A 24650-nucleotide genomic window follows, 5' to 3' on the forward strand; every position below is an offset into this window, starting at 1 on the left:
TTTTTTTGTTTTTTTAAAAAAAAGACCCTATCTTGTTCCTTCTCAATGAAGGAGAAGGAGCTTAGAGTAGTAAATAATTAAGTTTTTGAAGCAGCTTGAAAGAGCTGCTTTTTTGTGCCAACCGGCATTTGAACGCTTTAAAGAGCAACTGGTAAGTGTATCGCGTATATAACTTAGAGTCAGGTTAGCGCGAGCTAAATGAAGTTTATAATGGATCATACATTTGTTATTCCTGCCTACAAGGATTCACCACACCTGGAAGCTTGTATAACCGCGTTAAAGGCTCAAAACCAGCCAACTAATCTGCTTATAGCAACTTCAACCCCATCGGCTTATATTCAGTCTGTTGCAGCAAAACATGATGTTCCCTATTTCGTATCTCCGCGCCCGGGTGGAATTGGCAACGACTGGAATTTTGCTATAAATAAAGCATCTACGAGGTATGTTACAATAGCGCATCAGGATGATATATATAAGCCCGATTATACCCGCGAAATAATGGCCGCTATAAGTAACTATCAGCATACAAAGCCCCTGATAGCGTTTTGTGGCTACATTGATATGGTGAACGGCGTAGAAAGAAAGCGCTCGTTGAATGCAACGGTAAAAAATCTATTATTATTTCCGTTTTATCTGAAAGGAGCGATTACGTCAAAACTCGTTAAAAAAGCAGTGCTTTCTCTGGGTGATCCTATCTGTTGCCCTTCCGTTACCATTGACCGTGTAAATACCGGAGACATGCGTTTCTCCGAGGAATACAGTTGTGTGTTAGACTGGGTGGCATGGCTGCAATTAGCACGAGCAGAAGGTTCGTTTGTTTTCGTTAACAAGAAACTGGTCAAACATCGCATCCATATTGGCTCTGAAACAACCCACCAGATACAAAACGGAAAACGTCAGCAGGAAGAATTAGAAATACTTTCCGGCATATGGGGTAACAATATAGCAAAATTACTGTCGAAGTTTTATGCTAAAGGTTACGGCGATAATAATGTATGAGGTGCGTTATTATACTACTGCGTGTCTTATTCTTACTAATTGTTCCAATAGCTTTTCAAGCTGATTGAGCGGCAACATATTAGCGCCATCGCTTTTAGCTTCAGCCGGATTAGGGTGCGTTTCAATAAAAATACCATTGGCGCCGCTTGCGATAGCAGCCTTGGCAATAGTGCCGATTAATTCGGGGTTGCCGCCGGTTACACCACTGGTTTGATTAGGTTGTTGCAGGCTGTGCGTACAGTCCATAACAACGGGCACCTGATGTGCCTGCATCAAGGGAATATTCCGGTAATCTACCACCAGATCGGTATAACCAAAGCTATTCCCTCGTTCTGTAAGTAACACCTTGTCGTTTCCCGCATTATTAATTTTTTCAACAGCAAATTTCATAGAGGGGCCGCTGAGAAATTGCCCCTTTTTCACGTTAATAATTTTATCGGTTTTTGCAGCAGCTTCCAGCAAATCCGTTTGGCGACAAAGAAACGCGGGTATTTGCAAAATGTCTGCGTATTCGGCTGCTATCGCTGCTTCTTCGTGAGCGTGTATGTCAGTTACTGTAGGAACCCCAAATGTTTCGCCGGTCCTTTTTAAAAGTTGTAGCGCCGCCTCATCTCCAATGCCTGTGAAAGAGCCTGCACTGGTGCGATTGGCTTTTCTATATGATGATTTGAACACATAAGGAATGCCCAGTTTTTTACAGATTTCCGAAACTGTTCCTGCAACTTCCATTACGATGGCTTCACTTTCAATTACACAGGGTCCTGCTAGCAGGAAGAAATTATTACTATTATAAACCTGCTTCTCAAATAAGGTCTCTAAAAATGCTTGCATAAAGCAAATGTATTGAAAAGTCCATAGCAATAATCAATAGCACCAGTCTCTGGATCATCTGCAGCTATAATTATTCTTTGCGTGAAAACGATTGCGCATTTCTGATCAGCACATGTTTTATTTTGATATGTTTGCTGATAATTTTTTTATGGTAAAAGATAAAATTCTCGTAATAGGATCCTCAGGACAAATAGGAGTAGAGCTCACCCTCGCGTTACGCAAAATATATGGTAACAACAATGTGATCGCCTCTGATCTCAGGGAAGAAAATGAACTGTTGAAAGGCACGGGGCCGTATGTTAGTATCGATGTGATGAATAAAGAGATGCTGCATGTACAAATTATAAGGCAAAATATTACACAGATATATTTACTCGCCGCTATACTTTCTGCAACCGGCGAAAAAAATCCTGGCCTGGCCTGGCATTTGAATATGCAGGGCCTTTTGAACGTGTTGGATATAGCACGGGAAGAAAACCTTAAAAAAGTATACTGGCCCTCGTCTATTGCTGTTTTTGGTCCTACCTCACCCAAACAGAATTGTCCACAGCAAACTATTATAGAGCCAACAACCGTATATGGTATCAGCAAGTATGCGGGGGAATTCTGGTGCAATTATTACAATATAAAATATGGATTAGATGTGAGGAGTCTGCGCTATCCGGGGCTTATTTCCTATAAATCGGCACCTGGTGGTGGAACCACCGATTATGCAGTAGAAATCTTCCACGAAGCGTTGGAAGAAAAGAAATATACCAGCTTTTTAAGAGAAGACACTTATCTGCCCATGATGTATATGCCAGATGCTATCAGGGCAACGATTGAATTAATGGAGGCTCCCGTTGAAAAAATATCGGTGCGTACCTCATACAATATCTCAGCGCTTAGCTTTTCCCCCAAAGAAATTGCTGCAGCCATACAAAATCATATACCAGAATTTACTATCGATTATAAACCCGATTACCGCCAGGCAATTGCCGATAGCTGGCCGCAGAGCATTGATGACAGCGTGGCGCAGAAAGATTGGGGATGGAAACCCAAGTTTGATCTGGCAACAATGACTGGGGATATGTTGAAGAATCTCGTTATTGGGTAAACTTTCCAATTGAAATCTAAGCCCTAATTTGAAGGCAAGGTTCATTTTGTTTAATAAGAAATAGCTGTCTGCGTGGGCAGCTTTTTTAATCATATTATTCGGAAGCGGAATTATAATATATATGCGGCTGTCTTTTAGTAATTAAAATTTGCAGGAAATTTTTTATTCACCTTATATTTGCCACGCGTTAACATTTTGTTGTAACCTGAGATAAACCTCGTTATTTATGCCATAAGATAAATTTTGAAGGACAAACGATAGAAGTGAGTACCGGATAACAGATGACACCGCAACCACATAGACTGTTCGCTAATATTGAAATGAAAACAAAACCATGGTAACCAAAGTTCAGATTATTGAAGAAAACAAGACTGCCTGGGACCTTGTTAAATATAAAATTGAATCTTCTACAGAAAAGAAGCTTGATTTCTTGCCTTTTCATCCCTCGGTTGAAGAATCTATAGGCGCATTGTTTTTACATAGGCCTAATATTTTGATATCAGATCTAAAGGCGCTACATAGCTATGACCTTGATGTAGTAGAGAAATTGCTTTTTCAAAGTATCGCCAAGCCGAAAGTAATCGTTTTGGCAGCCTCCAACCAACTGGAGGGGATCCAAAGAATTGTTGAAATTGGTATTGCTGCGCTGGTAATCAAGCCTTTAAATACGGAGAATCTGGGCCGGGCTGTTCAAAGGGTCATCGGAATGATTGATACTGATAAGGATGTGCAGACAGATGATCATTTTATCACGCTAAAGGCCAACCGTTCACTATTATATTTAAATCAGCAGGACATTCTTTTTATTGAGTCTAACCGTAATATATGCACCGTAACTGTTAAAGACGGAAATCATAAAACGGTTAATGAAAGCATCAGTAGTATTGACCAGCGTATATTGGCTAAAGACCTGATGCGCATAGACAAAAGCACCATTATTAATCTATCAAAAATAGTATACCTGGGGGGCGATAAATATAATAAAGAGTGCCGGTTACGCCTGGACAACGGCAACGAGATTTCTAAGACATTAAGTAAAATAGCAATGAGCAGGTTGTATAAAATCGTGTCCAATAATGTCAAGAACAAGGGACAAAACATCGTTTTATAGCGTTTCGTCCTTTTAAATCGACTTTATTTCCTGTTTGTTAATTAAAGTCAAATAAAATGCTAATCTTGCCCAAAATATATTCCTGCGGTAAGCCGAAAAGCAGAAGAAAGTTAGAGTAGGCATCATTTTTAACAAAAACATAATTAATCAATTAAAAAACTTAATTACTATGAGACGATCCTTCTTATCCGTTCTCGTTCTAGCCTCACTAATCGTGGGAGTAGAATCTTGTAAAAAAGGGGACACAGGTCCTGCGGGTCCTGCCGGTCCAGCAGGTACACCCGGCGCTACAGGTGCGGCAGGTGCTACCGGTAAAGACGGTACTTCATTCCGTTATGGCGCAAACAATCCAACAGCAACTGATGGTAACGTGAACGACTTCTGGTTGAACACTTCTACTTCTACGTTGTTTGGTCCTAAAACTACTACAGGGTGGCCTGCTACAGGTGTATCTCTGAAAGGTGCTACTGGTGCTACTGGCGCTACTGGCGCTACTGGTACAGGTGGTGGTACAGGTGGTGGTACAGGTGCAACCGGTGCAACTGGTGCAACTGGTGCTACAGGCGCTGCCGGTTCTAAAGTATTGGTTGGCGCAAACGCTCCTACAGCTGCTGATGGTGCAGTAGGTGATGTTTGGTTTGCTACTGCTACTTCTACAGTTTACGGTCCCAAAACTGCAACTGGATGGGGTACTGGCGCCCAAATTGGCGTAACTGCAACTCCTCGTGTATGGTTCTTTGATCTTAGCTTGGGTGGTGTAACAGGAACAAACGCTGTTCTTCCTTACAATGACACTACTTTAATGTTAGATCCAAGCATCCGTATCAATGCTTCATACAAAATTGCTGAGTACGATGTGGTACAAAGGCTTCCGGCATATCCGGGTTGGGGTGAAGAAAATGGAAGAGAAATCCTTTTCATCGATGGAGCTTTGACTACTTCTAACCAGGATTTAATGGTTCCTGTTTACGAAAGCGATCTTGTTAACACTTTAGGTCGTAGATATATCTACACTAAAGATCCTGCAAATGCTAAATTTATGGCAGTTGTAAGAAGAGCTGGCTACCTGGCAGGTTTAAATGCTGCTCCTGGTGCTGCTCCTGGCGGTAACAATACCCTGAACACAGATCCAACCTTAAATAACGCTGCTTTACCTGCAGGTATCGTTAACCCGGTAGGTCGTGATGCTGGTGGTATGTTCGCTGGTCCTGCTTCTACTATTCCATACCAAGGTGGTAGCCTGAAATTCGGTATCCCTGGTATTACTTCAGCTGCAATCCGCGCTCAATTTGCACAGGCTGTTGCAGACTTAGGTCTTACAGGTGATGCTCATGCAACTAACCCTCCAAATCAGTTTACTTTCAATACTGATGACTCTATTCAGATGAGAGGTGTTAAAACTGTTCCAGGCGGTGTTACAACTAACAACCCTCTTTGTTACTGGATGTATGCCAGAATCGTACCTAACGGTAGTGGTACAACTCCAATTACAACAGGTGCTACAATTGGTCAGGTATTAGATTTCTTACCAGCTTGGAAGAAAGCTGATGCTCAAAGCAGCGCACTCGTATATGATTACGATGTTAAGAAAACTTTAGATTTGAACAATGGTAACTTATTCATTGGTTCTAACAGCGGTACTCCTGCTCAAACAATAGCTGGTATCGGTGCTGCTTGGACTGCTGCAAGAAAGTCTGGTTCAATCGACTTCAAATTTATGTACGGAACTCCCAAAGGTTATGCTGCTACAGGTGATCGCGCTAGCCAGTCTTCCATTGCTCCTGTTTTATTGAGCTCTGAGATTACTGGTGGTACTATCGGATCTAACGCTACATGGGCTCCTGGTTCTAATCCAAGACCTGCTAACGTTACAGGTAACTCTTACACTGGTGCTCCATTGGTTGCTCCTAATGCAACTTATCCAAACTACCTGGTACAAAATCTGTACAACACTTGGGTATCATTGGATGATTTAGGTGTAACTGGCGCTCCTGGTAGCAATGCTGGTGTTGGTTTGGGTAGCGGTGCTGCTAATGACTATAGCCTTGAGAATGGTGCACATGGTAGTGTATACTTCATGACTCCTCCTCCGTATTACCTGGGTACATTTACAGCTTACAACGGTGGTAGACAATTTAGCTACACTGATCCAGCATACGGTACTTACAACGTATTAGCTCCAACTGTAAACGCTCAGTATCCTTATGGTGGTGTTTGGATTCAAAATGGTGTAATCCAGTTGAACTATTGGGCATTCAATGGTGGTACTAACTTACGTAACCTGACCACTGCTCCATCTAACTTCCTGGGTACTACTGGTAGTGCAACAACTATCAATAATGCATACTCTTACAGATGGGTTGGTCCTAAAGGTTTCATTGGTTCTTCTAGCGCTCCTTCTAATGGTTACTGGCGTACAGCGGCTACAGGTGGTAGCTACTATGATGGCCCATGGCCTTCTAACCAGAACCCTGCTTGCGAAGGTTACTTCTTCACAGGTGCGTTCAGACCTAAGCCTATTCAAAAACAAGATGATGTGATTATTAAATTCAAAATTCAAACAATCCCTTCATCTAATCCTGATCAAACTCCAGTTATCCTGAAAGCTGATCAGCAGGTTAAATAATGTAAATTAAATTTACAATAGTAAAGGGCTACTTTTAAAGTAGCCCTTTTTTATGAGGTATCTTACCTGATATCAGGCCCTTTAAATAAATTTTGAACATTTAATGCAAACGGCTGTTTAATTCATACTGTTATCGTTCAGGTATATTGAGCGGTAGTTTTTTATAGACAATTATTTAATCCAGACTAAATGCGGTATAATATATTAAAAATAGGAGTACCATCTTTCGCATTGGTTATGATGAGTCTTGTTTCCTGTGTAAGTAATGATAAAAAGGATAAGCCTCTGGTCGAAGTTCAACCAGTAGCTGATGTGGCGCCTGTTAAGGAACATAGGGCGTCGATTGATACCGCCAGACTTACCAGTTTGATTTGGGATGATTCAACTTATGTTGAATTGAGGCCTATTAAGCGTGGCGATTCTGCACAGATTAAGTTTAGTTTTACAAACACGGGCAATAATCCACTTTTGATAACTGGCGTTAACGCTTCATGCGGCTGTACCGTAGTTGATACTACTACAATAAGGGAAGCTGTATTGCCGGGCAAAAAGGGGGTCATTAGGGCCATCTTTCATAGTGAGTATCAACCAGCGGCAACTCATGTAAAACAGTTGTTCGTAAATGCAAATACCAGTCCGCATACAGGACACATACTTACTTTTAAGTTAGATGTTACCGAAAAATGAGTTGTGTTTGGTAAATGTTAACAAGTAATTTTTTAGCTTCGCAAAAATTTTTTTCATGAATAAAAAAATGTTATTAGCGGTTTCTTTATCGAGCCTGGTTTTGACTTTTTCCTGCAAGGAGAAAGAAGAAGAGAAGGTAAAGCCAATTCTGGATATTGAAAAGGAATCCAAAGAGTATTACGATCCCAAAGACTCGAATGTTTTGAAAGCTTATCTTAATGATAAGTCAACAATTACTTCGAAGGATATCGATCCGGCTGATACTGTGTACGCTACTAAAAGCAAAATTTTATACCAAAAAGGAACGGATCATATCGCAGTTGTTTTTGGATTTAAGGCCGATATCAAAGCTCCCGGAGTAGCGCTTCTTCAAAAAAATGATGAAAAACCTGTTAAGTTGCCTCAGATTGATTCGGATGAAAGTGGAAACCCAAGGTTTAGCGACGGCAAGTATACTTTAACCAGAGATGCTGATTATATATACCTATCTGATAAAGCCACCTCCGAGCAATATATGAGAGTTAAGTAATAGCGAATAACTTGTAAAGTTTTATCCAGGCGATTGAATATTTCAATTGCCTGGATTTTTTTACGTTGGCAGTCGTCGTTTTGTTTTTTTAATACTTAGCTTTGCTAACTGCTATGATTAAAAGGCTACTAATTGTTATCCCATCTTACAACGAGGAAACTGCATTGCCTAAACTGTTGTATGAAATAAAAGCTACCACATTTTTACATTCATTTGTCGTTGTACCCGTGGTGGTAAACGACTGTTCAAAAGATAATACTGAAGCTGTGGCAAAAGCCAGCGGTGAGACAGTGGTCAGTCTGGTTAACAACCTGGGTATAGGAGGTGCAGTACAGGCAGGAATAAAATATGCCAAGCGAAACGGGTTTGATTATGTATTGCAGATGGATGGGGATGGGCAACATCCTCCTTCAGAAGTGAATAAGCTGTTACAGGCAGCTTTGGATACCAACGCTGATGTAATTATTGGCTCCAGATTCTTAAACAAAGAGGGGTTTCAGACCTCCTTAATTCGTCGGTTTGGTATCAAATATTTTCATTGGCTAAACCGCATATTAACACACAAGAGCGTTCATGATACAACTTCCGGCTTCCGCTTGTTGGGAGCACGTGCTATAAAGCTGGCAGCTGCTTATTATCCCGATGATTACCCTGAACCTGAATCATTGATCTTTTTTTCACGTGCCGGACTTACTATTAAAGAAGTACCAGTAGTTATGAGGGAACGCCAGGGCGGTAAGTCTTCTATCGCGGGCTTCTCGACCTTATTTTATATGACTAAAGTTACTTTGAGTTCCATTCTTTCTTATGTAAGAAAAATATAGTGTTATGACAAAGATTCAGATAATTGCAATAGCTATTAACTTTTTTTTTCTGCTATATACCAGCCGCTTAATTGTTAAAGGTAAATTGCGGGAAGAATATGCAGTAATCTGGTGGATTTGCGCAGGAGTGTTGTTTCTATTTTCAATATGGTCAGACGGGCTTGGAATCATATCTGAGTTCCTGGGAGTGCAGGTGCCTACCAATCTTATATTTTCCGCGCTTATATTTGTGATATTGATCTACCTGCTTCACTTGTCACGTGTGAATTCCAAGTTACAACATCAGGTGACCCGGCTTACACAGGAGTTGGCTATTGTAAACCAAAGGCTCGAAATATTGGAAACCGAAAACAGAACTAAATAAATATGTCTTCTAGTAAAGATTTAAAATATATCGGATGGGTTTTGTTAGGCATTCTTATCCTGGCCTATGCAAATCATTTTAATAATGGGTTTCATTTTGATGATAGTCATACCATCGTTGAAAATGTTAACATACGAACCCTTGAAAATATTCCCCGTTTTTTTGCGGATGCCACTTTGTTTAGTGTAAGTCAGAACCATCGGGGGCTTCGGCCTCTTGTGACAACTACGCTGGCTATCGACTATAGGATTGCTGGCGGGTTAAATCCCTGGATGTTTCAATTGTCAACTTTTTTATGGCATATTGGATTGTGTTTGATGCTTTATTTTATGTATCGCCAATTATTATCTAAAACCAATACTCATAAATGGGTGCCATTTATTGCTTTGTTGGGAGCAGGTTGGTTTGGTATACATACAGTTGGTGCGGAAACGTTAAATTACATCATATCCCGTTCAGACGTTTTATCTACTTTTTTTATTGTAGCCTCTTTTTTAACTTATGTTGCCTACCCTGAAAAAAGAAAATACTTCTTATATGTGTTGCTGGCTGTTATAGGGATTTTTGCCAAGGAAACAGTGCCGGTTCTACCTATTTTATTGTTCTTTTACATCCTCCTTTTTGAAAAGCAATTATCGCTTTTTGATATTTTCAAAAAGGGTAATATCGGAAAAGCGGCGCACGCCATTTGGGTGCTCTTACCTTTGGTCATAGTAATTGCAGCAGTGCAACTTTATACACTATCCAAGATGGAAGCGCAGGGAGCGGCATATGGAATGTCAAACCCATTAGGCTACTATTTGCTTACTCAAACCTATGTATGGTTTCATTACTTTAGGTCGTTCTTTTTACCTTTTGATTTAAGCGCCGATACAGATTTAGGAGTTATTACTGATCTGTCGGATCCTAAACTATTGATAGGTGTTGCATTTGTAGCAACGCTTGTTATTGTCATTTTTAGAACCTCCCGGAAAAAGGAGACCCGTCCTATAGCATTTGGCCTGATTTGGTTTGCAGTATCATTGCTGCCCACTTCTCTTGTTCCTTTTGCCGAGGTAATGAATGATCACAGAATGTACTTTGCTTTCGTTGGTCTAACATTAAGCGTAGTCACATTTCTGGGGTTATTGGTTATTAAAAAGGAGACTTACTTTGAAAAGAAAAAGAACATTGAATATTTATTGATGGCTGCATTTTTGGTGATTGGTTTGAACGCTTATGGAGTTTATACGCGAAATAAGGTGTGGGCAACTGAAGAAACATTATGGAAAGATGTGACAGAGAAAAGTCCCAAAAACGGGAGAGGGTGGATGAACTATGGATTAGCCCTGATGGCAAGAGGAGACTATCACGGGGCTATTGAAGCATATAAAAAAGCAGAAATAACTAACCCCTACTACAGCTATTTATTTATAAATTTTGGAATTGCCTACGGATCTTTAAAAGACAGCGTCCAGGCAGTTGTCAATTTTGAGAAAGGGAAAATGTTGGCCCCTGGTGATTATAATAGCTACGTATATTATGCAAGGTATTGCTTTGACGAACAGAAGCTGGATGGCGCGAAAGCCCTGGCAGAAAAGGCCATGGAGCTGAATCCCAGTTCATATATGCCCAGAGATATACTAATGGGTGTATACCAGGCTTTAAAAATGTGGCCGGAACTGGAGAGTCTGGCTAACTCTACGTTAGCTCTGGTTCCAGGTGATACAAAAGCGCTACAATACCTGGATGCAGCAAAAGCAAAGAAAGCATTGGTAATTAGACCTGCTTCTGGTGTAGTACCCCCTAGTGATATCTTGATTAATTTGAGTTTACAGCAATATGGCGAAGGGAAATATGAAGATTGTATAGCTACCTGCAAGCTGGTGTTATCTAATGACCCCAATAACGCTAATGCGTACAATAATATGTGTGCCGCCTACAATATGCTAAAAGAATGGGATAAAGCAAAGGCTGCATGTACCAAAGCATTGCAATTAAAACCCGATCACCCGAATGCACCAGCAAACTTAAAATGGGCTATTGAACAAAAGCTTTAGAAATGGGGGAGACTTAAAATTCTGGATAAATTGTGTTGAAGTGCATACTATCGGTTATTTTGCCCGATACTTACAAATTCATTGTATTTGAAGAAACGGCCAACAAAACGAGGGAGAGGAAAAGAGTATTGTTTTAAAGTGCGGTATCGTAACCCTTCGAATACTTTTTTCACTTTTTCAAAATCCATAAACTCAACGTGCGTGTCGTCTGACTTAAATCCGGCTTCCTGTGGCGTGATCACGATAATTTTACCCTTGCTTTTAAGCAAATGCTGATATTGAGCTAACAAGTCAAGCGTATTTTTTTGAGTCATATGTTCCGCAACATGGGCCAGAAGAATAGAGTCAAAAGTTCCTGGCTTATTATATGGGGTTTGCTCGAAATCAGTATTGGTGTAGGCTCTAAGTCCCTGGGCCGTACATATTTTTACTGAAGTGGGATTATGATCTATTCCAATGCCGTTGCCTCCCAGGTGCAGCAGGTTGCGGCCTACGCCACAGCCAATATCAAGCACAAAGCCGGGTTGCAGGCTGTTAATGTTTTTCTTGTAAGGGTATTGTACATTCAGCAGTTTTTTCCACCATTTAGATTGCCTGGTGATAAGGGAATTTGTGTAATTCTCTTTGTCCGTGGGGTTCCCCTTTAGTATCTTATGTTTGTCCATTAGCGTTGGTTATTTCTTTCGAAGTTAGCGTAAACTGATTAGTGTTGCACCCGCATTTTTTCGAATGCATTATTGGGTAAAGCTGCAATTTTTTTTAAACTGTAATCGAAACAAACCATACCTGTTTTCGCAATAGCTACGGTTACAGTTTTATTTTCCTGCTTTTTTTCCAGTTTATAAATAAGGTCAAAGCCAACCCGGTTGAAGTCATTGGCAACAACTGATACTTCAATTACATCTCCGTAAAAGATTTCCGACTTAAATTCAATTGCAACATCTGCCATGATAAGGCCAACGCCTTCGACATTCATTTCGCTGTAGCTGAAAGCCTGCAAAAATTGTAACCTGGCTTCGTGAATAATGCCGAGTATAGCATCATTACCAACATGTCCGCCATAGTTGACATCTGTAATGCGGATAGGTATATGAGCCGAAAAAGAAAAAAGGGAGGGAAGCGTTAATTTAATGCGTGCCATTAGTTTTTTGCACAAAAATAAGTCTTAGCTATTATGTTCAGTAGAGCGCCAGTTACATATTAGGGACAGAGCCTGCTTCTGTGGCGTCTCCGCTGGCTATATCCAATAGGTCAAGGATATTGTCAGGAGAAGATGCTGCATTGCTACTGGCCATTTCCTTTTGCCATTTAGAGATCTGGTCATCACAACTATGATCTTCGCCGGCTATACAATCGGCCATATTGCTTACCTTTTTTGACATGCGTACGATGTTGCCATCCTGTGTCATTAAAATAATATAACGGTTTTGCAGATCTGAATTTCTTTCATTGGAGGCGCTGTAAGCATTGCCCAGCCTGGTACGTATACCTGCTAAGGCCTGTTGTTGCCGGCTGCCGGCGTTAGCTTGTTGAGGCTTAGTGGTTACGTTTGTAAAATTCGGAGTGCCATTGGATTTTTCATTGTTCCCCGCCACAAAGCCTTTGTCGCTACTGCCATCCGAAAGAATAAAAAACGCACTAATGCTAATAATAGCTATAAAGCAGGCAGCTGCTGCGTATTTTAACCACCCGTGGTTCATCGGTACTACCAGGGCTGGTTCTTTCTTTTTACCTTCCAGCTCTTTTATAATATTAACCCAGGCCGAATTAGGCGGGCTCACCTGTATATTAGAAAGCTTTTTCTCAATGATCTCCAAAGCTTTTTGGTCGTCCAATTCACTGGTTATGGCATCCCAGGCCATTGGAGGTACTGCAGCCTCAGTATTGTATAATTTTTCTGCCAGGTTTTCTTCCTGTTGGGCAATATCTAGCTGGTCAGCTATTGCACTCCAGGCCATAGCGGGTGGAGTAACTTCCAGCGCTGTTAAACGTTTGGCTAAACTTTGTTGCTCCTCCAGGTTGTCTAATTCACGGGCAATATTATTCCATGCTCCAGCCGGTGGAGTTACTTCAATATCATATATTTTATTGTGGCTGTTCATGGTAAATTTACTTCGATCTGTCTTCTATGTGTTTTTTTACTAAATCCTGAAGAAGTGCTTTTGCACGCGAAAGCTGCGATTTGCTGGTACCTTCGCTGATACCTAACATGTCTCCGATTTCTTTGTGCGAATATCCCTCCACTACGTACATATTAAAAACCGTACGATAGCCAGGTGATAGCTGTGTAATTAAATCGAGGATATCTTTTTCCGCCAGTTCATCAAGCGCCGATACATATTTCCCTTCTATTGTGTTTTCTTCCTTTTCTGTAACTGGCTGCAAATATTTCTTTCTCCTGAAATATTCAATAGCTGTGTTTACGAAAATTCTTCGAACCCACCCTTCAAAGGAACCATCTCCTCTGAAGCTGTCGAGTTTTTTGAAAACTTTAATAAATCCATCCTGCAAAATATCCTGTGCTTCATCAGCATTCGAGGCGTAACGTAAGCAAACTGCATACATTTTAGGAGAGAATCGCTTATATAGCTCTTCCTGCATCCTTCGGTCGCCTTCCATGCACCCTGTAATTAAGTCGCTTTCCGGAATCGTATGGTTGCGTATAGGTTCCAAATTCTTTAAAATATTAAAAAGTTTTTTTCAAATATAGGGAATAGTCGATAGTGAGTGGTAATAGTGAATCGCGAATAGTCAATAGTCAATTCTTCATGGTCTATTGTCTACTTATACCTTGTTTTTATTTTCTTTCAACCAATCAGTCAATTTCGCCAATGCCTTGACCCGGTGACTGTATTGCTTTTTTTCTTCCATGGTCATTTCTCCAAATGTTTGGGTAGCTCCATCGGGGATAAAAACCGGATCATACCCAAACCCGCCTGTACCTGATCGGTCGTAGGCAATTATACCCTCACAAATACCTTCAAACTGATGTTCTTTCCCATTTAAAATCAAGGAGATGACAGTTCTGAACCTGGCATTCCGATTGGTATGGGAGCTCATTTTATCCAGCAGTTTGTCGATATTGTCAGCAAACTGAGGTTCATCGTCGGCGTAACGAGCACTTTTAACTCCCGGCTCTCCAAGCAACGCTGCTACCTCCAGCCCGGTGTCTTCACTAAAACAGTCCATTCCCTTCAGATCAAATATCGTTCGCGATTTTTCAGTTGCATTTGCCTCCAGTGTATCATGCGGCTCGGGAATGTCTTGATGGATCCCGGCTTCTTTCAAACTGATAATTTCGAAACTGTCATCCAGTGTATTGCGTATTTCCTGCACTTTATTTTCATTATTTGTCGCAAAAATGAGGGTCATAAATGGAATATATTTTTTAACGCAGCCCAAAGTAAACCTTTAGCTGGCCTGTCATTTTGAAGATCATGTAAAGCCGGGGCATGCATTACCGTATAGTCAGAAAAGGATTGAACCTGGTAGGGCGGTGTTTGAAAAGGAAATCCCCAGTCCTGTACCGTGATACCAAAAAGCAAAACCACTTTTGTACTAAATTGACTTAAAATAGATGTATGTGCAACCCCCGGATAGTTGTTCATATTAATAAGCGCAACATCATGCAGGCTCAACTGGCAAGCTTTTAATAGCTGCATTAAAAACTCCAGTTGCGCATCTGGCAAATTGGTAATGTTTTCATAATTAACAGCCACTAATATCCTCTTCCGGTTACTGCCCAGCGATTTCCATTCTATTGTTAGTTCTGGCTCCGCTAAAACTGATGGCTCCGTTGGCACAAATGTTATAGGATCAGGTTTTTTTTCCTGTCCGACAAGTGATGAGGGATACAATTGTGCTACCAGATAGGGAGGGAGATTCATTTCATTCAAACTCATACATATCACATTTAACGATAGTGTTCGTATATTCGCAATAACAATAATAGTCAAAAATAACATTTTATGGTAGAGGCAGTTCAAATACCTGTAGAGCGGATAAAAGAAAGCAAATTAGGACAGGTAGATTTTAGCAACTTAGGTTTTGGAAAGTATTTTTCTGATCACATGCTGGAGGCAGACTATGTAAATGGAGAGTGGACCAGCGTCAGGATCAGACCATACCAGGACCTCGGATTTCTTCCAGCCCTATCTGTACTACATTATTCTCAAACTATTTTTGAAGGGCAAAAAGCGCATAAGGATGAAAATGGTAATATACATATTTTCAGACCTCATGAGAACTGGAAGCGATTGAACCGCTCGGCAGACCGTATGGCTATGCCAAACGTGCCGGAAGAAATTTTTATAGATGGTATGAAGCAGCTGATTGAGTTGGACAAAGCCTTTATTCCTTCAGGTTATGACGAGTCGTTATACATACGCCCTTTCCTGTTTGCGACTGAAGAAACCCTGGGTGTAAAAGAGTCTAACTCCTATAAGTTTTTAATTATAACGGGCCCGGTAGGATCTTATTTTGCTGCACCGGCACGGATTTATGTAGAAGAGAAATACACGCGTGCGGCCCCAGGTGGTACCGGTGCTGCCAAAACAGGCGGCAATTATGCAGCTTCTTTATTGTCGTCTGCCGAAGCACGAAAACAAGGCTACGACCAGGTGCTATGGATGGACGCCATTGAGCATAAGTATGTGCAGGAAGTAGGGGCGATGAACATCCTGTTTATTATCGATGATAAGATCATTACGCCCGACCTTACTGACGGAACGATCCTGAGCGGCATTACCCGTATGAGCCTTATTGAGTTATTTAAAGAAAAAGGTTATACAGTCGAGGAACGTAAAGTGTCGATAGATGAGATTGTTGAAGCGTATAACAGTGGTAGATTAAAAGAGGTATTTGGTTGCGGAACGGCGGCTACTATTTCTCATGTTCGCGAATTAAAGTATAAAGACTTCATTATGGAATTTGATGTGGAAAGCATGGTTATTTCTGCTGAAATGAAGAAGTATCTGCTGGATTATAAAGAGAATCTTCACGGTGATCCGCATGGCTGGCTGGAGCAAGTGTAATAAGTTAAAATAATCGTTTTGTAAACGGGCTTGAAAGGTAGTTCTTCAAGCCCGTTCTTTTTTTTAATCCTAAGTAAGGCCTTTTATTAAGCAATTAACTTAACGCTGATATTGAACCTCCGAATGTTAAATAACAAATCATTGCGTTTTCATTAATTTCTCTGTAACACACGCAGGTTTATTTTTGGTGTCTGGCTAAAAGCTTATTCACCAATTAACAATACATGATTATGAGAACCCATGAAATCGCAAACCGCTCTTTAACTCGTTTTGTTCTGAGACCAGCTGTTTTTTCTTTTTTAGTGATCACTCACTTTAGTGTACATGCCCAGGATCAACCACGTAAAAATCTGTTGGGCATCACTACAGGACTTGCCTGGACCGAAGGGTGGGGAATTAATCCGCAATTTGGGATTAGCTATGAGCGCCAGTTCACCAGGCACAGTAGTATTGAGGCATCATTGCGTTGGATGCCGTCAAGATCTAACATAAAAGGCCTTTATCCCGACAATGGTAAATGGATTCCTTACAGTGGCAGACAGGCTTACAATTATTATTCTTTACCTGTTCTTTATAAGTATCGCACGTCCATTGTGAATATTTCCGCAGGGCCTGTATTGAATATGATGCGTGGCCATACGAGCGCAATATCTGAGCAAGGCTCAGCTACTCATAAAATGAATCTCCGGAATGTAAATCTGGGCGCCATGTTGAAAGTAGGCAAGTCCATCAATATCAAGGATCGTTTTGTACTGGAGCCGGAAGTAGGGGTGACCAGCGGCGGATATTTTAAAAATCCCGTATTGGAAACCAATCTAACCTTGAAATATAAATTATAGTATATCAATTTTTTAGGCGAAAGTTTGATCGAAAAACAAGTAGCTTTTACAGGCACCGGGAAACTCCACCAAAACGTAGCAGCTCCAAATAATCCTGGTGTCCTGTTTTTAATACCTGTCGCTCTTCGAAAATAAGTGGATGATATACGGGTAATTGAAGCTTAATAGAGTATATTGTCTTATCTGGCCCCTCAAAACGCTGAAAATATTGAAAGATAATTTTTGGCAATTTATTTTTGTCGATTCGAATTCTTACCTTACCTTTGCCGTCCAAAAATTAAAGGACAAGGAATGCCTACAATTAACCAGTTAGTACGTAAAGGAAGACAAATAATTAAAGCAAAGAGTAAATCAAGGGCTTTAGATCAGTGCCCTCAGCGCCGTGGCGTTTGTACTCGTGTATATACCACTACACCTAAAAAACCTAACTCAGCACTTCGCAAAGTAGCTAAGGTTCGTTTAACTAATAAAATTGAGGTAATTGCCTACATTCCGGGAGAAGGACATAACCTGCAGGAGCACTCAATCGTATTGATCCGTGGTGGTAGGGTAAAAGATCTTCCAGGTGTACGTTACCACATCGTTCGCGGTAGCTTAGATACTGCCGGTGTAAAAGACCGTAAGCAAAGCCGTTCTAAATACGGTACTAAGAAAGCTAAAAAGTAATTCCCCTAGCGGTTGAATTATTATATATATCAAAAAAGGCTGAGTAAAGTTTTAATTCTTGAAGAAATTCAGCCGATACTAAAAATTAAATAAAATGCGTAAAGCACAAGCCAAGAAACTCCCTTTAGCGCCAGATCCTAAGTTTAATGATAAACTGGTTACACGTTTTGTTAACAACCTGATGTGGGAAGGAAAAAAAAGTGGTGCATTCACTATTTTTTATGATGCATTAGACAAAGTAGCCAAGCAAACTAACGAAGATGGTTATGAGGTTTGGAAGAAGGCTTTATCAAACGTAACTCCTGCTGTAGAAGTGCGCAGCCGTCGTATCGGTGGTGCTACTTTCCAGATTCCTTCAGAAGTTCGTCCTGACAGAAAAATATCTTTAAGCATCAAATGGTTAATTCGTTATAGCCGCGATCGTAACGGTCGTAGTATGGCAGATAAATTAGCTAACGAAATCGTAGCTGCAAGCAAAGGCGAAGGTGCTGCATTCAAAAAGAAAGAAGATACGCACCGTATGGCTGAAGCGAACAAGGCTTTTGCTCACTTCAGAGTATAACTTATATAGCAACTAGCTTTAAAAGCCCGTTCCGAAAGGAATGGGCTTTTATTTTTATATTTTGCGATAATAATTAAATCGCTTATTTTCATAGCGCTAAATAATCTACTGAAATTTTAACTGTTTAAACCATGAAAAAAATGCTATATCAGTCAATTGCCACTTTAGGTATTGTCCTAATTTTAGTTATTTCTATTTTTACCGGCTGTCATAAAAAAGATGTTCAATTGCCAGAGCAAATTGAAGAAGGGAAGAGGATAGAAACACAATCTATTGTTGGGGGGCAGGAAATTCAGATTTCTGCACGACCGTATCAGGTTTTATTGCGTGGAATAAAACCTGGATTAGTAAGGCGGGGTGGGGGTGTCATTTTAAGCCCGGAGTGGATTTTAACGGCTGCTCACCTTTTTGAAGATAATTCCTTTCAATATAGTGTTCGGGCGGGGGCAACAAATGTTGAAGAGGGAGCTGGTTTTGCAGGTCAGGAGATTTCTGTTGCTGAAATAATCAAGCATCCGGACTATGTCGGTACCTTAACAAATCCATTCAATGATATAGCTCTTGTGCGGCTAGTATCCCCTCTGATAATAGACGCAAATTGTCGTCCTATATATTATATTTATCCTGAGCAGCTTAGTTACCAGGAATCTGGTAACATAGCTACAGCATCTGGATGGGGTGAAACAACAAGTGGTAATACTAGTTATTCACAGTTGCAATCAGTTGGGATGGAGATTATTTCTCCGACAAATCCCTACTTTGTAAATTTTCCTTTCTTTCTTAGAACTAATTCTGAGCTGTATGCAAGGCGAACTGGAACATCAAGACAAAGTGTCGGTGCTGGAGACAGTGGTGGGCCGCTAACAGTCGATATACCCAATTTTGGAGATGTTTTAATCGGAATAGTTGCAAGGGGTATGCCCGGAAACTCAGACGGGTGGATATTTCCAAGCACAGCTGATGGACCGTCAGCTTTTACGAAAGTATCAGATTATTTAAGCTGGATTCGAAATGTAACAGGGATATATAGGCCTAGTATTCAAGGCCAAAGTGAATTTTGTAATTCAGCTACATACCTAATTAATAATCTAGGAGGAGCTAATGTTAACTGGAGCGCGACGCCTTCGGGGATTGTTGGATTATCTGTAAATGGAAGTAACGTAGAGTTAACGAGAATCTCGGATGGGCAGGTTAAGTTAACGGCAACAATAAGTTTTCCTGGTAGTGCAAATAATTTAGAACTTTATAACTGGTATAAAGTCGGATCGTTTACACCAACCAGCATTACCAATTTTCCTAATAATGGAATGAGCTTTGGTGGTGGTGGCGAATATGTGTTTTCTTCAACTGGAACAGATTGGTGGGTAGGGGGAGGAATAATTATTGATGGTCAAGGAACAAATAGAATAACAGTAAGAGTTAATACAAATAATACAAATCTAAGCAAGTCGCTTACAGTAAAGGTGAGGGATGTTTCTTGTGGCACTACAACAGCATATTTTATGAGAAGTGGTACTGTACCACCCGGAAGCACCGGACCATTATAATGGATTGTTAAATATAATAAAATATTGCTTTACTTAAGTTGGGTTTGCGATAAAAGATATCAATTCTACTCCGTCGTTTTTTGACGGAGTAGAAATTGATTGTGGAGCTTCGCTGTCTGAATCCATTTTTGTTTTAATTGCTATCCTGTATACCTGCTGTTTTCTATTTAATGTTCTTTTAATTGCTCAACCAACGCCACATACTCCTGCATCGCCTCCTCTTTTGTTGTCCCTTTTAAAGCTTCCCACGCGTTGAATTTAGCTTTGTTGACTATGTCAAAAGGATTGGAAGGCGGATCGATATTGATATCTCCAACCGAGCCTTGTTTGTACAAGGAGTAAAGTTGTAGTAAGATGTCGTTGGATGGCTTTTCGATCAGGGTTTTACTTTCTTCAACCGCTTTTTCAAATTGTTGTTGCAGTTCCATACTTTTTTGATTTTAATTGAAAATAAGGAATCATGATGTCTGATCCTGAGCTGTAGCAAAATCTTGTTCTCCGTCAATAAAAAATGCCATCCGCGAAGATGGCATTGAGTGTCGTTTGCAAAATCCGGAGTTCTTATTGCGTCACCTCTGTAATAGGTTTACCAATGGCTGCGTTAGGCATTTGAATGCGTAAAAGGGCTGCAACGGTTGGCGCGATATCGGTCATGTACACTTCACGGTTGCTTTTGCCGGGTTTAATGCCCCAGCCCATCCAAACTAATGGAATATGTGTATCATGCGGGTTCCAGGTGCCGTGTGTAGTTCCTGTTCCTCCATATCCGCCTTCAAACCAGGCTGGGTAGGGTATGAGCTGTATGGTGCCCGAGCGTTTGTTATTATAGCCATTAATGGTCATTTGCTTAACCACTTCAGGAACCGGTTCTGCTCCTATATTCTCCACATCAATTACAAATTGCAGCTCAGGTACATCTTTTAAAAATTTCAGAGAAGCTTTTTTAATCGCATCATAATCCAGTTTCTGGTCCCTGATCACTTTTTTATTGAAATTGATCTGGTAGTTCGTATTCGATAGTACTATTTTTTCTGCACCGAACTGAGCTTTTAAAGCATCGTTTAGGCTTGTAGTGATCTTTTTCAGCTCCAGGAATTCAGCAGGCATTTTATACTCTTTCATAAAGTTGATGGCATGCGCTGCGCCATGATCGGCAGTCAGGAATACCAGGTAATTGCCTTTTCCCAGTTTTTGATCCAGGTATTTATAAAAGGCGCCCAGCTCTTTATCTAAACGCAAATACACATCTTCAATTTCAATAGAATTCGGGCCGTATTTATGGCCTACATAGTCGGTAGAGGCACAGTTAATAGTGAGGAAGTCGGTAGCAGCGCCACCACCCAGGTTATTGCCTTCAATAGCAGCTTTGGCAAAATTCAATGTAAGGGTGTTGCCATAAGGGGAGCTGCGAATTACATCCTTATCTGTTTTGTATACTTCTTTCAGATCATGAGGAAACGCAGTAGTGGTTTCACCTTTGAACTTTCCTTCCCATTTCACATCATCTGCTGTACTTTGTTTGTAAGTACTAAGGGGGTAAAGTGTGGTCCATGGGGTTGCAGTAAGTCTGCCTGGTTCATCCTTGGCATTAAAATCTTTCACCCATTTAGGTAGTTCATTCATATACCAGGTGCTGGTAATAAAATCACCGTTAGCGTCATCAAACCAGAAGGCTCCGGTAGGATTATGACCGGCTGGTAAAATAGATGCCCTGTCTTTAAGCGATACACCAATTACTTTCGATTGAAAATTGGTAGCTAAACGAAGCTCATCTGTTATCGTTGTTGCCAGCAGGTTTCTTGGCGACATCTTGCCGGCGCTGGAGTTGCTGCCTACACCCTGAACGGTTGAGTCGTCTGTGCAGTACACATTCTTCCCTGTGGCCTGGTCAATCCAGTTATTGCCTGCAATACCATGCAAAGCGGGTACCGAACCCGTGAATACTGTAGTATGGCCGATCGCAGTATAAGAGGGAATATAGTTGATAAAAGTATTCTCGCAGCTAAATCCTTCATTAAGCATACGTTTAAAGCCTCCGGTAGCTTCATAACGGTCGTAGTACCTGTAAAGGTAATCCCAGCGCATCTGGTCTACCACAATGCCTACTACCAGCTTGGGACGTTTAACAGGTTGTGCAAAAGCTGCAACTAAAGAGAAGGCAAAAAGCAGGGAGAGAGATAATCTTTTCATCAGCATAAATATTACATTTTAATGGTTCAATGTCCGCCCGGTCAGACGGACAGGAGCCCGGTATTAGGCATTTTCCTGTTGTAGAAAGTTAATGATACTTTGTTTCAGGAAACTGAGTTTTGCCCAAAAGTAATGAGAAACCACATTGAGCCGGTTAAAAAGTTCTGAATCACTATATTCATTGTATGAAATTTATATTAACAGCTATATTATTGGTGCTTTGTAGTTGTGTGATCGCACAAAAGAAAGTTACTATCCTGCTGGACTCTTTTCCTGGAGTGTCGGTTACTGACACATTATATGTGGCCGGATCTTTTAACGGCTGGCAGCCTGGTAAATCCGGATATGCTTTTCGCAATAGGAGTGTTGTTTTAAGTCTCCCCGCCGGACCAGCTGAATTTAAAATCACACGTGGAACCTGGGAGCGGGAAGAATGTTCTGCTAATGGAACTGCGATACAGAACAGGTCTTTTTCTGTAGTCAATGATACTATTGTACATCTCACTATTGAAGGATGGCAGGATCAGTTTGCTTCAAAACCTGTTGTTCATACAGCTACTCCGCGGGTAACCATTATAGATACAGCTTTTTATATTCCCCAGCTGAAACGCAGCCGGCGTATTTGGTTATACCTGCCTGAAAAATATAATAATGATACCCATCAACGTTACCCTGTGCTTTACATGCAGGACGGACAGAATCTTTTTGATGCTGCCTCCGGTTTTGCTGGAGAATGGGGAATTGATGAGTTTTTAGACAGTACCTGGCTACCCGAATGTATTGTAGTAGGTATTGATCACGGAGGTGACAAGCGGCTGACAGAATATAATCCTTATAATAATGAGAAGTTTGGTAAAGGAGAGGGGCAGTTATATCTCGATTTCCTGGTACATCAACTAAAACCGTTCATTGACAAAAACTACAGAACTTTCAGCGATGCTTCTCATACTTTTATTGCTGGTAGCTCGATGGGAGGACTAATTTCTATGTATGCAGCAATGACTTATCCGGGAATATTTGGAAAAGCAGGCATATTTTCCCCGGCGTTTTGGGTGGTCAAAACTGATCTGCAGGAAACGCTTCTGCTCAACACTCCATCCATTACCCCGGCCATTTATTTTTATGCAGGTGGCGGAGAAAGTAAAGAAATGATCACCGATATGAAAGACATTGCCCGTATTATTCAACAGAAATTTCCTAAAACAACCGTCAAAACGGTAATAAATCCATCAGGACAACATAAAGAGAGCGAGTGGCAAAAACAATTCCCCGGTTTTTACCAGTGGTTGATGCAATAAAATTTGGAAGGCTGTTTATTGTGGAATAAAAGTACTGTTAATGAAGTTTACCCCAACGAATAGTAGCAGAAGTACTGTTTTTTTAATAATTTAGATATTCTGCGAAAAATTGTTTTTAAAAATTAGATTATTTAAATACTTAACTGTACATTTGCACTCCCATTTCAAAAAGGGTATCTAACAATGTCGCAAAGAATCAGAATAAAATTACAGTCTTACGATCACAATTTAGTTGATAAATCAGCAGAGAAAATCGTTAAAACTGTACGTAGCACTGGCGCTGTAGTAACAGGCCCTATTCCTCTTCCTACACACCGTAAAATATTCACTGTTCTTCGCTCTCCACACGTAAATAAAAAGAGCCGTGAGCAGTTTCAGTTAGCTACTCACAAGAGACTGTTGGATATTTATACTTCTTCTTCACGTACGGTAGATGCGTTGTCTAAGTTAGACCTGCCAAGTGGTGTTGAGGTTGAGATCAAAGCCTAAGGCTTCCGAATCCTTTGGGATTCAAAATATTAGTTCTTACAAAAAATGTCATCTCTCAACTCCGCAAGGAATAAAAGAGCTCTGATTAAAATATTCTCAACGATAAATAGTTGAGAGCCAACATAAAACAAGCCGTTCAGGGTTTGTTTACTATCAGTACTTCCCCATAAAGGAAAAGGTTGATAGTCCCGATACTAATCGGGAGGGATCGATTGAAGCTTTCATTTTGCTTCAAGTCCCCGATAATACCCTGTCCTGCTATTTAAATCGCAAAAAAATGAAAGGTATTATTGGAAAAAAATTAGGGATGACCAGCATCTACGATCCTTCAGGTAAACAAACAGCCTGCACGATCATTGAAGCAGGTCCTTGTGTTGTTACACAGGTTAAAACAAAAGACACTGACGGATACGATGCTTTGCAGGTATCATTTGGTGACAAAAAAGAAAGCCGCACTAACCAGGCAGAAAAAAACCACTTTGCAAAAGCTAACACTGCAGCAAAAAAGTTTTCAACAGAATTTCGTGATTTTTCAATAGCAAAAGCCCTTGGCGAAACTATAGGCGTTGACATTTTCTCAGAAGGAGAAAAAGTTAGCGTTGTTGGCACGTCTAAAGGTAAAGGTTTCCAGGGTGTTGTTAAGCGCCACGGCTTTAGCGGGGTAGGTGAGCAGTCTCACGGACAGCACGATCGTCAAAGAGCTCCAGGTTCACTGGGTAACTCTTCTGACGCTGCACGCGTTATGAAAGGTATGCGTATGGCTGGCCGTATGGGTGGCGATCGCGTTAAAATGAAAGGTTTAAAAGTGGTGAAAATTTTCGCTGAAAAGAATTATATACTGGTAAGCGGATCTGTTCCGGGGCATATTGGTTCTATCGTTTTAATTCAAAATTAATATAACCCAAACCTTAACATATAAA

At 40.7% G+C, this 24650-nt stretch carries 26 protein-coding genes; 17 read left to right on the forward strand and 9 right to left on the reverse strand.

Going from position 1 to position 24650, the window contains the following annotated elements; all coding sequences use genetic code 11:
* Positions 1-210 precede the first annotated feature (210 nt).
* Positions 211-999 (forward strand): glycosyltransferase family 2 protein, encoded by a 789-nt coding sequence (locus ACLOAU_RS19920; RefSeq protein WP_427863668.1) that lies wholly within the window; start codon positions 211-213, stop codon positions 997-999.
* A gap of 9 nt (positions 1000-1008) precedes the next feature.
* On the opposite strand, the gene kdsA is transcribed toward ACLOAU_RS19920, so the two are convergent.
* Positions 1009-1830, reverse strand: coding sequence for a 3-deoxy-8-phosphooctulonate synthase (kdsA, locus tag ACLOAU_RS19925; protein ID WP_427863669.1), 822 nt, complete (start codon positions 1828-1830; stop codon positions 1009-1011).
* Between the two features lie 148 nt (positions 1831-1978).
* On the opposite strand from kdsA, the gene ACLOAU_RS19930 reads away from it, so the two are divergent.
* From ACLOAU_RS19930 to ACLOAU_RS19965, 8 genes are all read left to right on the forward strand, one after another.
* Positions 1979-2926: an NAD-dependent epimerase/dehydratase family protein gene (locus tag ACLOAU_RS19930; RefSeq protein ID WP_427863670.1), complete on the forward strand. Its 948-nt coding sequence runs from the start codon at positions 1979-1981 to the stop codon at positions 2924-2926.
* 334 nt (positions 2927-3260) lie between these two features.
* Positions 3261-4037: a LytR/AlgR family response regulator transcription factor gene (locus tag ACLOAU_RS19935; protein WP_427863671.1), complete on the forward strand. Its 777-nt coding sequence runs from the start codon at positions 3261-3263 to the stop codon at positions 4035-4037.
* A gap of 169 nt (positions 4038-4206) precedes the next feature.
* Complete coding sequence (locus tag ACLOAU_RS19940) at positions 4207-6663, forward strand: hypothetical protein (RefSeq protein WP_427863672.1); 2457 nt, start codon at positions 4207-4209, stop codon at positions 6661-6663.
* A 189-nt stretch (positions 6664-6852) separates the two neighbouring features.
* Positions 6853-7350, forward strand: a complete 498-nt coding sequence (locus ACLOAU_RS19945; RefSeq protein WP_427863673.1) for a DUF1573 domain-containing protein — start codon at positions 6853-6855, stop codon at positions 7348-7350.
* A gap of 55 nt (positions 7351-7405) precedes the next feature.
* Complete coding sequence (locus tag ACLOAU_RS19950) at positions 7406-7879, forward strand: hypothetical protein (RefSeq protein ID WP_427863674.1); 474 nt, start codon at positions 7406-7408, stop codon at positions 7877-7879.
* A gap of 113 nt (positions 7880-7992) precedes the next feature.
* Positions 7993-8703, forward strand: coding sequence for a glycosyltransferase family 2 protein (locus ACLOAU_RS19955; protein WP_427863675.1), 711 nt, complete (start codon positions 7993-7995; stop codon positions 8701-8703).
* Between the two features lie 4 nt (positions 8704-8707).
* Positions 8708-9067: a DUF2304 domain-containing protein gene (locus ACLOAU_RS19960; RefSeq protein WP_427863676.1), complete on the forward strand. Its 360-nt coding sequence runs from the start codon at positions 8708-8710 to the stop codon at positions 9065-9067.
* A gap of 2 nt (positions 9068-9069) precedes the next feature.
* Positions 9070-11106, forward strand: coding sequence for a hypothetical protein (locus ACLOAU_RS19965; protein ID WP_427863677.1), 2037 nt, complete (start codon positions 9070-9072; stop codon positions 11104-11106).
* A 47-nt stretch (positions 11107-11153) separates the two neighbouring features.
* Here ACLOAU_RS19965 and ACLOAU_RS19970 read toward each other — a convergent pair whose 3' ends face one another.
* The 6 genes from ACLOAU_RS19970 to ACLOAU_RS19995 all read right to left on the reverse strand — a co-directional run bounded on the left by ACLOAU_RS19970 (position 11154) and on the right by ACLOAU_RS19995 (position 15008).
* On the reverse strand, positions 11154-11771 hold the full coding sequence (locus ACLOAU_RS19970; protein WP_427863678.1) for a class I SAM-dependent methyltransferase: 618 nt from the start codon (positions 11769-11771) through the stop codon (positions 11154-11156).
* A 38-nt stretch (positions 11772-11809) separates the two neighbouring features.
* The gene (locus ACLOAU_RS19975) at positions 11810-12247 is read right to left on the reverse strand and encodes an acyl-CoA thioesterase (RefSeq protein WP_427863679.1); all 438 of its coding nucleotides are present in this window, start codon (positions 12245-12247) and stop codon (positions 11810-11812) included.
* Positions 12248-12299: 52 nt separating this feature from the next.
* The gene (locus tag ACLOAU_RS19980; protein ID WP_427863680.1) at positions 12300-13208 is read right to left on the reverse strand and encodes a hypothetical protein; all 909 of its coding nucleotides are present in this window, start codon (positions 13206-13208) and stop codon (positions 12300-12302) included.
* Positions 13209-13215: 7 nt separating this feature from the next.
* Positions 13216-13725, reverse strand: coding sequence for an RNA polymerase sigma factor (locus ACLOAU_RS19985; protein WP_170138303.1), 510 nt, complete (start codon positions 13723-13725; stop codon positions 13216-13218).
* Between the two features lie 165 nt (positions 13726-13890).
* On the reverse strand, positions 13891-14478 hold the full coding sequence (gene rdgB, locus ACLOAU_RS19990; RefSeq protein ID WP_427863681.1) for an RdgB/HAM1 family non-canonical purine NTP pyrophosphatase: 588 nt from the start codon (positions 14476-14478) through the stop codon (positions 13891-13893).
* Complete coding sequence (locus ACLOAU_RS19995) at positions 14475-15008, reverse strand: hypothetical protein (RefSeq protein WP_427863682.1); 534 nt, start codon at positions 15006-15008, stop codon at positions 14475-14477. Before ACLOAU_RS19995 ends, rdgB begins: the two co-directional genes overlap by 4 nt.
* Positions 15009-15074: 66 nt before the next feature.
* Between ACLOAU_RS19995 and ACLOAU_RS20000 the strand changes: the two genes are divergently transcribed.
* The 5 genes from ACLOAU_RS20000 (at position 15075) to ACLOAU_RS20020 (ending at position 19753) form a co-directional block, all read left to right on the forward strand.
* Complete coding sequence (locus ACLOAU_RS20000; protein ID WP_427863683.1) at positions 15075-16139, forward strand: branched-chain amino acid aminotransferase; 1065 nt, start codon at positions 15075-15077, stop codon at positions 16137-16139.
* A gap of 230 nt (positions 16140-16369) precedes the next feature.
* Entirely contained in the window at positions 16370-16978 is a 609-nt protein-coding gene (locus ACLOAU_RS20005; RefSeq protein WP_427863684.1) for a hypothetical protein, read from the forward strand.
* A 291-nt stretch (positions 16979-17269) separates the two neighbouring features.
* Positions 17270-17644, forward strand: a complete 375-nt coding sequence (gene rpsL, locus ACLOAU_RS20010; protein ID WP_114790683.1) for a 30S ribosomal protein S12 — start codon at positions 17270-17272, stop codon at positions 17642-17644.
* Positions 17645-17738: 94 nt separating this feature from the next.
* Positions 17739-18206: a 30S ribosomal protein S7 gene (gene rpsG, locus ACLOAU_RS20015; protein ID WP_231008431.1), complete on the forward strand. Its 468-nt coding sequence runs from the start codon at positions 17739-17741 to the stop codon at positions 18204-18206.
* Positions 18207-18337: 131 nt separating this feature from the next.
* Positions 18338-19753 (forward strand): serine protease, encoded by a 1416-nt coding sequence (locus ACLOAU_RS20020; protein ID WP_427863685.1) that lies wholly within the window; start codon positions 18338-18340, stop codon positions 19751-19753.
* Positions 19754-19920: 167 nt separating this feature from the next.
* On the opposite strand, the gene ACLOAU_RS20025 is transcribed toward ACLOAU_RS20020, so the two are convergent.
* Together ACLOAU_RS20025 and pafA are read right to left on the reverse strand one after the other, a co-directional pair.
* Positions 19921-20181 (reverse strand): acyl-CoA-binding protein, encoded by a 261-nt coding sequence (locus ACLOAU_RS20025; protein ID WP_427863686.1) that lies wholly within the window; start codon positions 20179-20181, stop codon positions 19921-19923.
* Positions 20182-20314: 133 nt separating this feature from the next.
* Complete coding sequence (gene pafA / locus ACLOAU_RS20030) at positions 20315-21943, reverse strand: alkaline phosphatase PafA (RefSeq protein WP_427863687.1); 1629 nt, start codon at positions 21941-21943, stop codon at positions 20315-20317.
* A 185-nt stretch (positions 21944-22128) separates the two neighbouring features.
* Between pafA and ACLOAU_RS20035 the strand changes: the two genes are divergently transcribed.
* The 3 genes from ACLOAU_RS20035 to rplC all read left to right on the forward strand — a co-directional run bounded on the left by ACLOAU_RS20035 (position 22129) and on the right by rplC (position 24625).
* Positions 22129-23241 carry an alpha/beta hydrolase gene (locus ACLOAU_RS20035; protein ID WP_427863688.1) on the forward strand — a complete coding sequence of 371 codons (1113 nt, stop codon included), beginning with the start codon at positions 22129-22131 and terminating at the stop codon, positions 23239-23241.
* A gap of 183 nt (positions 23242-23424) precedes the next feature.
* Entirely contained in the window at positions 23425-23730 is a 306-nt protein-coding gene (rpsJ, locus tag ACLOAU_RS20040) for a 30S ribosomal protein S10 (protein WP_008584585.1), read from the forward strand.
* A 277-nt stretch (positions 23731-24007) separates the two neighbouring features.
* On the forward strand, positions 24008-24625 hold the full coding sequence (gene rplC / locus ACLOAU_RS20045) for a 50S ribosomal protein L3 (RefSeq protein ID WP_114790690.1): 618 nt from the start codon (positions 24008-24010) through the stop codon (positions 24623-24625).
* The last annotated feature ends 25 nt before the right edge of the window (positions 24626-24650 follow it).

Origin of the sequence: Paraniabella aurantiaca, assembly GCF_050309965.1 — a bacterium.
In the GTDB taxonomy this organism is placed as follows: domain Bacteria; phylum Bacteroidota; class Bacteroidia; order Chitinophagales; family Chitinophagaceae; genus Niabella.

What these genes read in the sequence shown, in the direction of transcription:
- kdsA (WP_427863669.1), bottom strand. Translation starts at nt 1,830, where the DNA reads ATGCAAGCATTTTTAGAGACCTTATTTGAGAAGCAGGTTTATAATAGT.
- ACLOAU_RS19970 (WP_427863678.1), bottom strand. Translation starts at nt 11,771, where the DNA reads ATGGACAAACATAAGATACTAAAGGGGAACCCCACGGACAAAGAGAAT.
- ACLOAU_RS19930 (WP_427863670.1), top strand. Translation starts at nt 1,979, where the DNA reads ATGGTAAAAGATAAAATTCTCGTAATAGGATCCTCAGGACAAATAGGA.
- rplC (WP_114790690.1), top strand. Translation starts at nt 24,008, where the DNA reads ATGAAAGGTATTATTGGAAAAAAATTAGGGATGACCAGCATCTACGAT.
- ACLOAU_RS19960 (WP_427863676.1), top strand. Translation starts at nt 8,708, where the DNA reads ATGACAAAGATTCAGATAATTGCAATAGCTATTAACTTTTTTTTTCTG.
- ACLOAU_RS19920 (WP_427863668.1), top strand. Translation starts at nt 211, where the DNA reads ATGGATCATACATTTGTTATTCCTGCCTACAAGGATTCACCACACCTG.
- rpsL (WP_114790683.1), top strand. Translation starts at nt 17,270, where the DNA reads ATGCCTACAATTAACCAGTTAGTACGTAAAGGAAGACAAATAATTAAA.
- pafA (WP_427863687.1), bottom strand. Translation starts at nt 21,943, where the DNA reads ATGAAAAGATTATCTCTCTCCCTGCTTTTTGCCTTCTCTTTAGTTGCA.
- ACLOAU_RS19980 (WP_427863680.1), bottom strand. Translation starts at nt 13,208, where the DNA reads ATGAACAGCCACAATAAAATATATGATATTGAAGTAACTCCACCGGCT.
- ACLOAU_RS20020 (WP_427863685.1), top strand. Translation starts at nt 18,338, where the DNA reads ATGAAAAAAATGCTATATCAGTCAATTGCCACTTTAGGTATTGTCCTA.
- ACLOAU_RS19945 (WP_427863673.1), top strand. Translation starts at nt 6,853, where the DNA reads ATGCGGTATAATATATTAAAAATAGGAGTACCATCTTTCGCATTGGTT.
- ACLOAU_RS19995 (WP_427863682.1), bottom strand. Translation starts at nt 15,008, where the DNA reads ATGAGTTTGAATGAAATGAATCTCCCTCCCTATCTGGTAGCACAATTG.
- ACLOAU_RS19965 (WP_427863677.1), top strand. Translation starts at nt 9,070, where the DNA reads ATGTCTTCTAGTAAAGATTTAAAATATATCGGATGGGTTTTGTTAGGC.
- rpsJ (WP_008584585.1), top strand. Translation starts at nt 23,425, where the DNA reads ATGTCGCAAAGAATCAGAATAAAATTACAGTCTTACGATCACAATTTA.
- rdgB (WP_427863681.1), bottom strand. Translation starts at nt 14,478, where the DNA reads ATGACCCTCATTTTTGCGACAAATAATGAAAATAAAGTGCAGGAAATA.
- ACLOAU_RS19950 (WP_427863674.1), top strand. Translation starts at nt 7,406, where the DNA reads ATGAATAAAAAAATGTTATTAGCGGTTTCTTTATCGAGCCTGGTTTTG.
- rpsG (WP_231008431.1), top strand. Translation starts at nt 17,739, where the DNA reads ATGCGTAAAGCACAAGCCAAGAAACTCCCTTTAGCGCCAGATCCTAAG.
- ACLOAU_RS20000 (WP_427863683.1), top strand. Translation starts at nt 15,075, where the DNA reads ATGGTAGAGGCAGTTCAAATACCTGTAGAGCGGATAAAAGAAAGCAAA.
- ACLOAU_RS19975 (WP_427863679.1), bottom strand. Translation starts at nt 12,247, where the DNA reads ATGGCACGCATTAAATTAACGCTTCCCTCCCTTTTTTCTTTTTCGGCT.
- ACLOAU_RS20005 (WP_427863684.1), top strand. Translation starts at nt 16,370, where the DNA reads ATGAGAACCCATGAAATCGCAAACCGCTCTTTAACTCGTTTTGTTCTG.
- ACLOAU_RS19940 (WP_427863672.1), top strand. Translation starts at nt 4,207, where the DNA reads ATGAGACGATCCTTCTTATCCGTTCTCGTTCTAGCCTCACTAATCGTG.
- ACLOAU_RS20035 (WP_427863688.1), top strand. Translation starts at nt 22,129, where the DNA reads ATGAAATTTATATTAACAGCTATATTATTGGTGCTTTGTAGTTGTGTG.
- ACLOAU_RS19955 (WP_427863675.1), top strand. Translation starts at nt 7,993, where the DNA reads ATGATTAAAAGGCTACTAATTGTTATCCCATCTTACAACGAGGAAACT.
- ACLOAU_RS19935 (WP_427863671.1), top strand. Translation starts at nt 3,261, where the DNA reads ATGGTAACCAAAGTTCAGATTATTGAAGAAAACAAGACTGCCTGGGAC.
- ACLOAU_RS20025 (WP_427863686.1), bottom strand. Translation starts at nt 20,181, where the DNA reads ATGGAACTGCAACAACAATTTGAAAAAGCGGTTGAAGAAAGTAAAACC.
- ACLOAU_RS19985 (WP_170138303.1), bottom strand. Translation starts at nt 13,725, where the DNA reads ATGGAAGGCGACCGAAGGATGCAGGAAGAGCTATATAAGCGATTCTCT.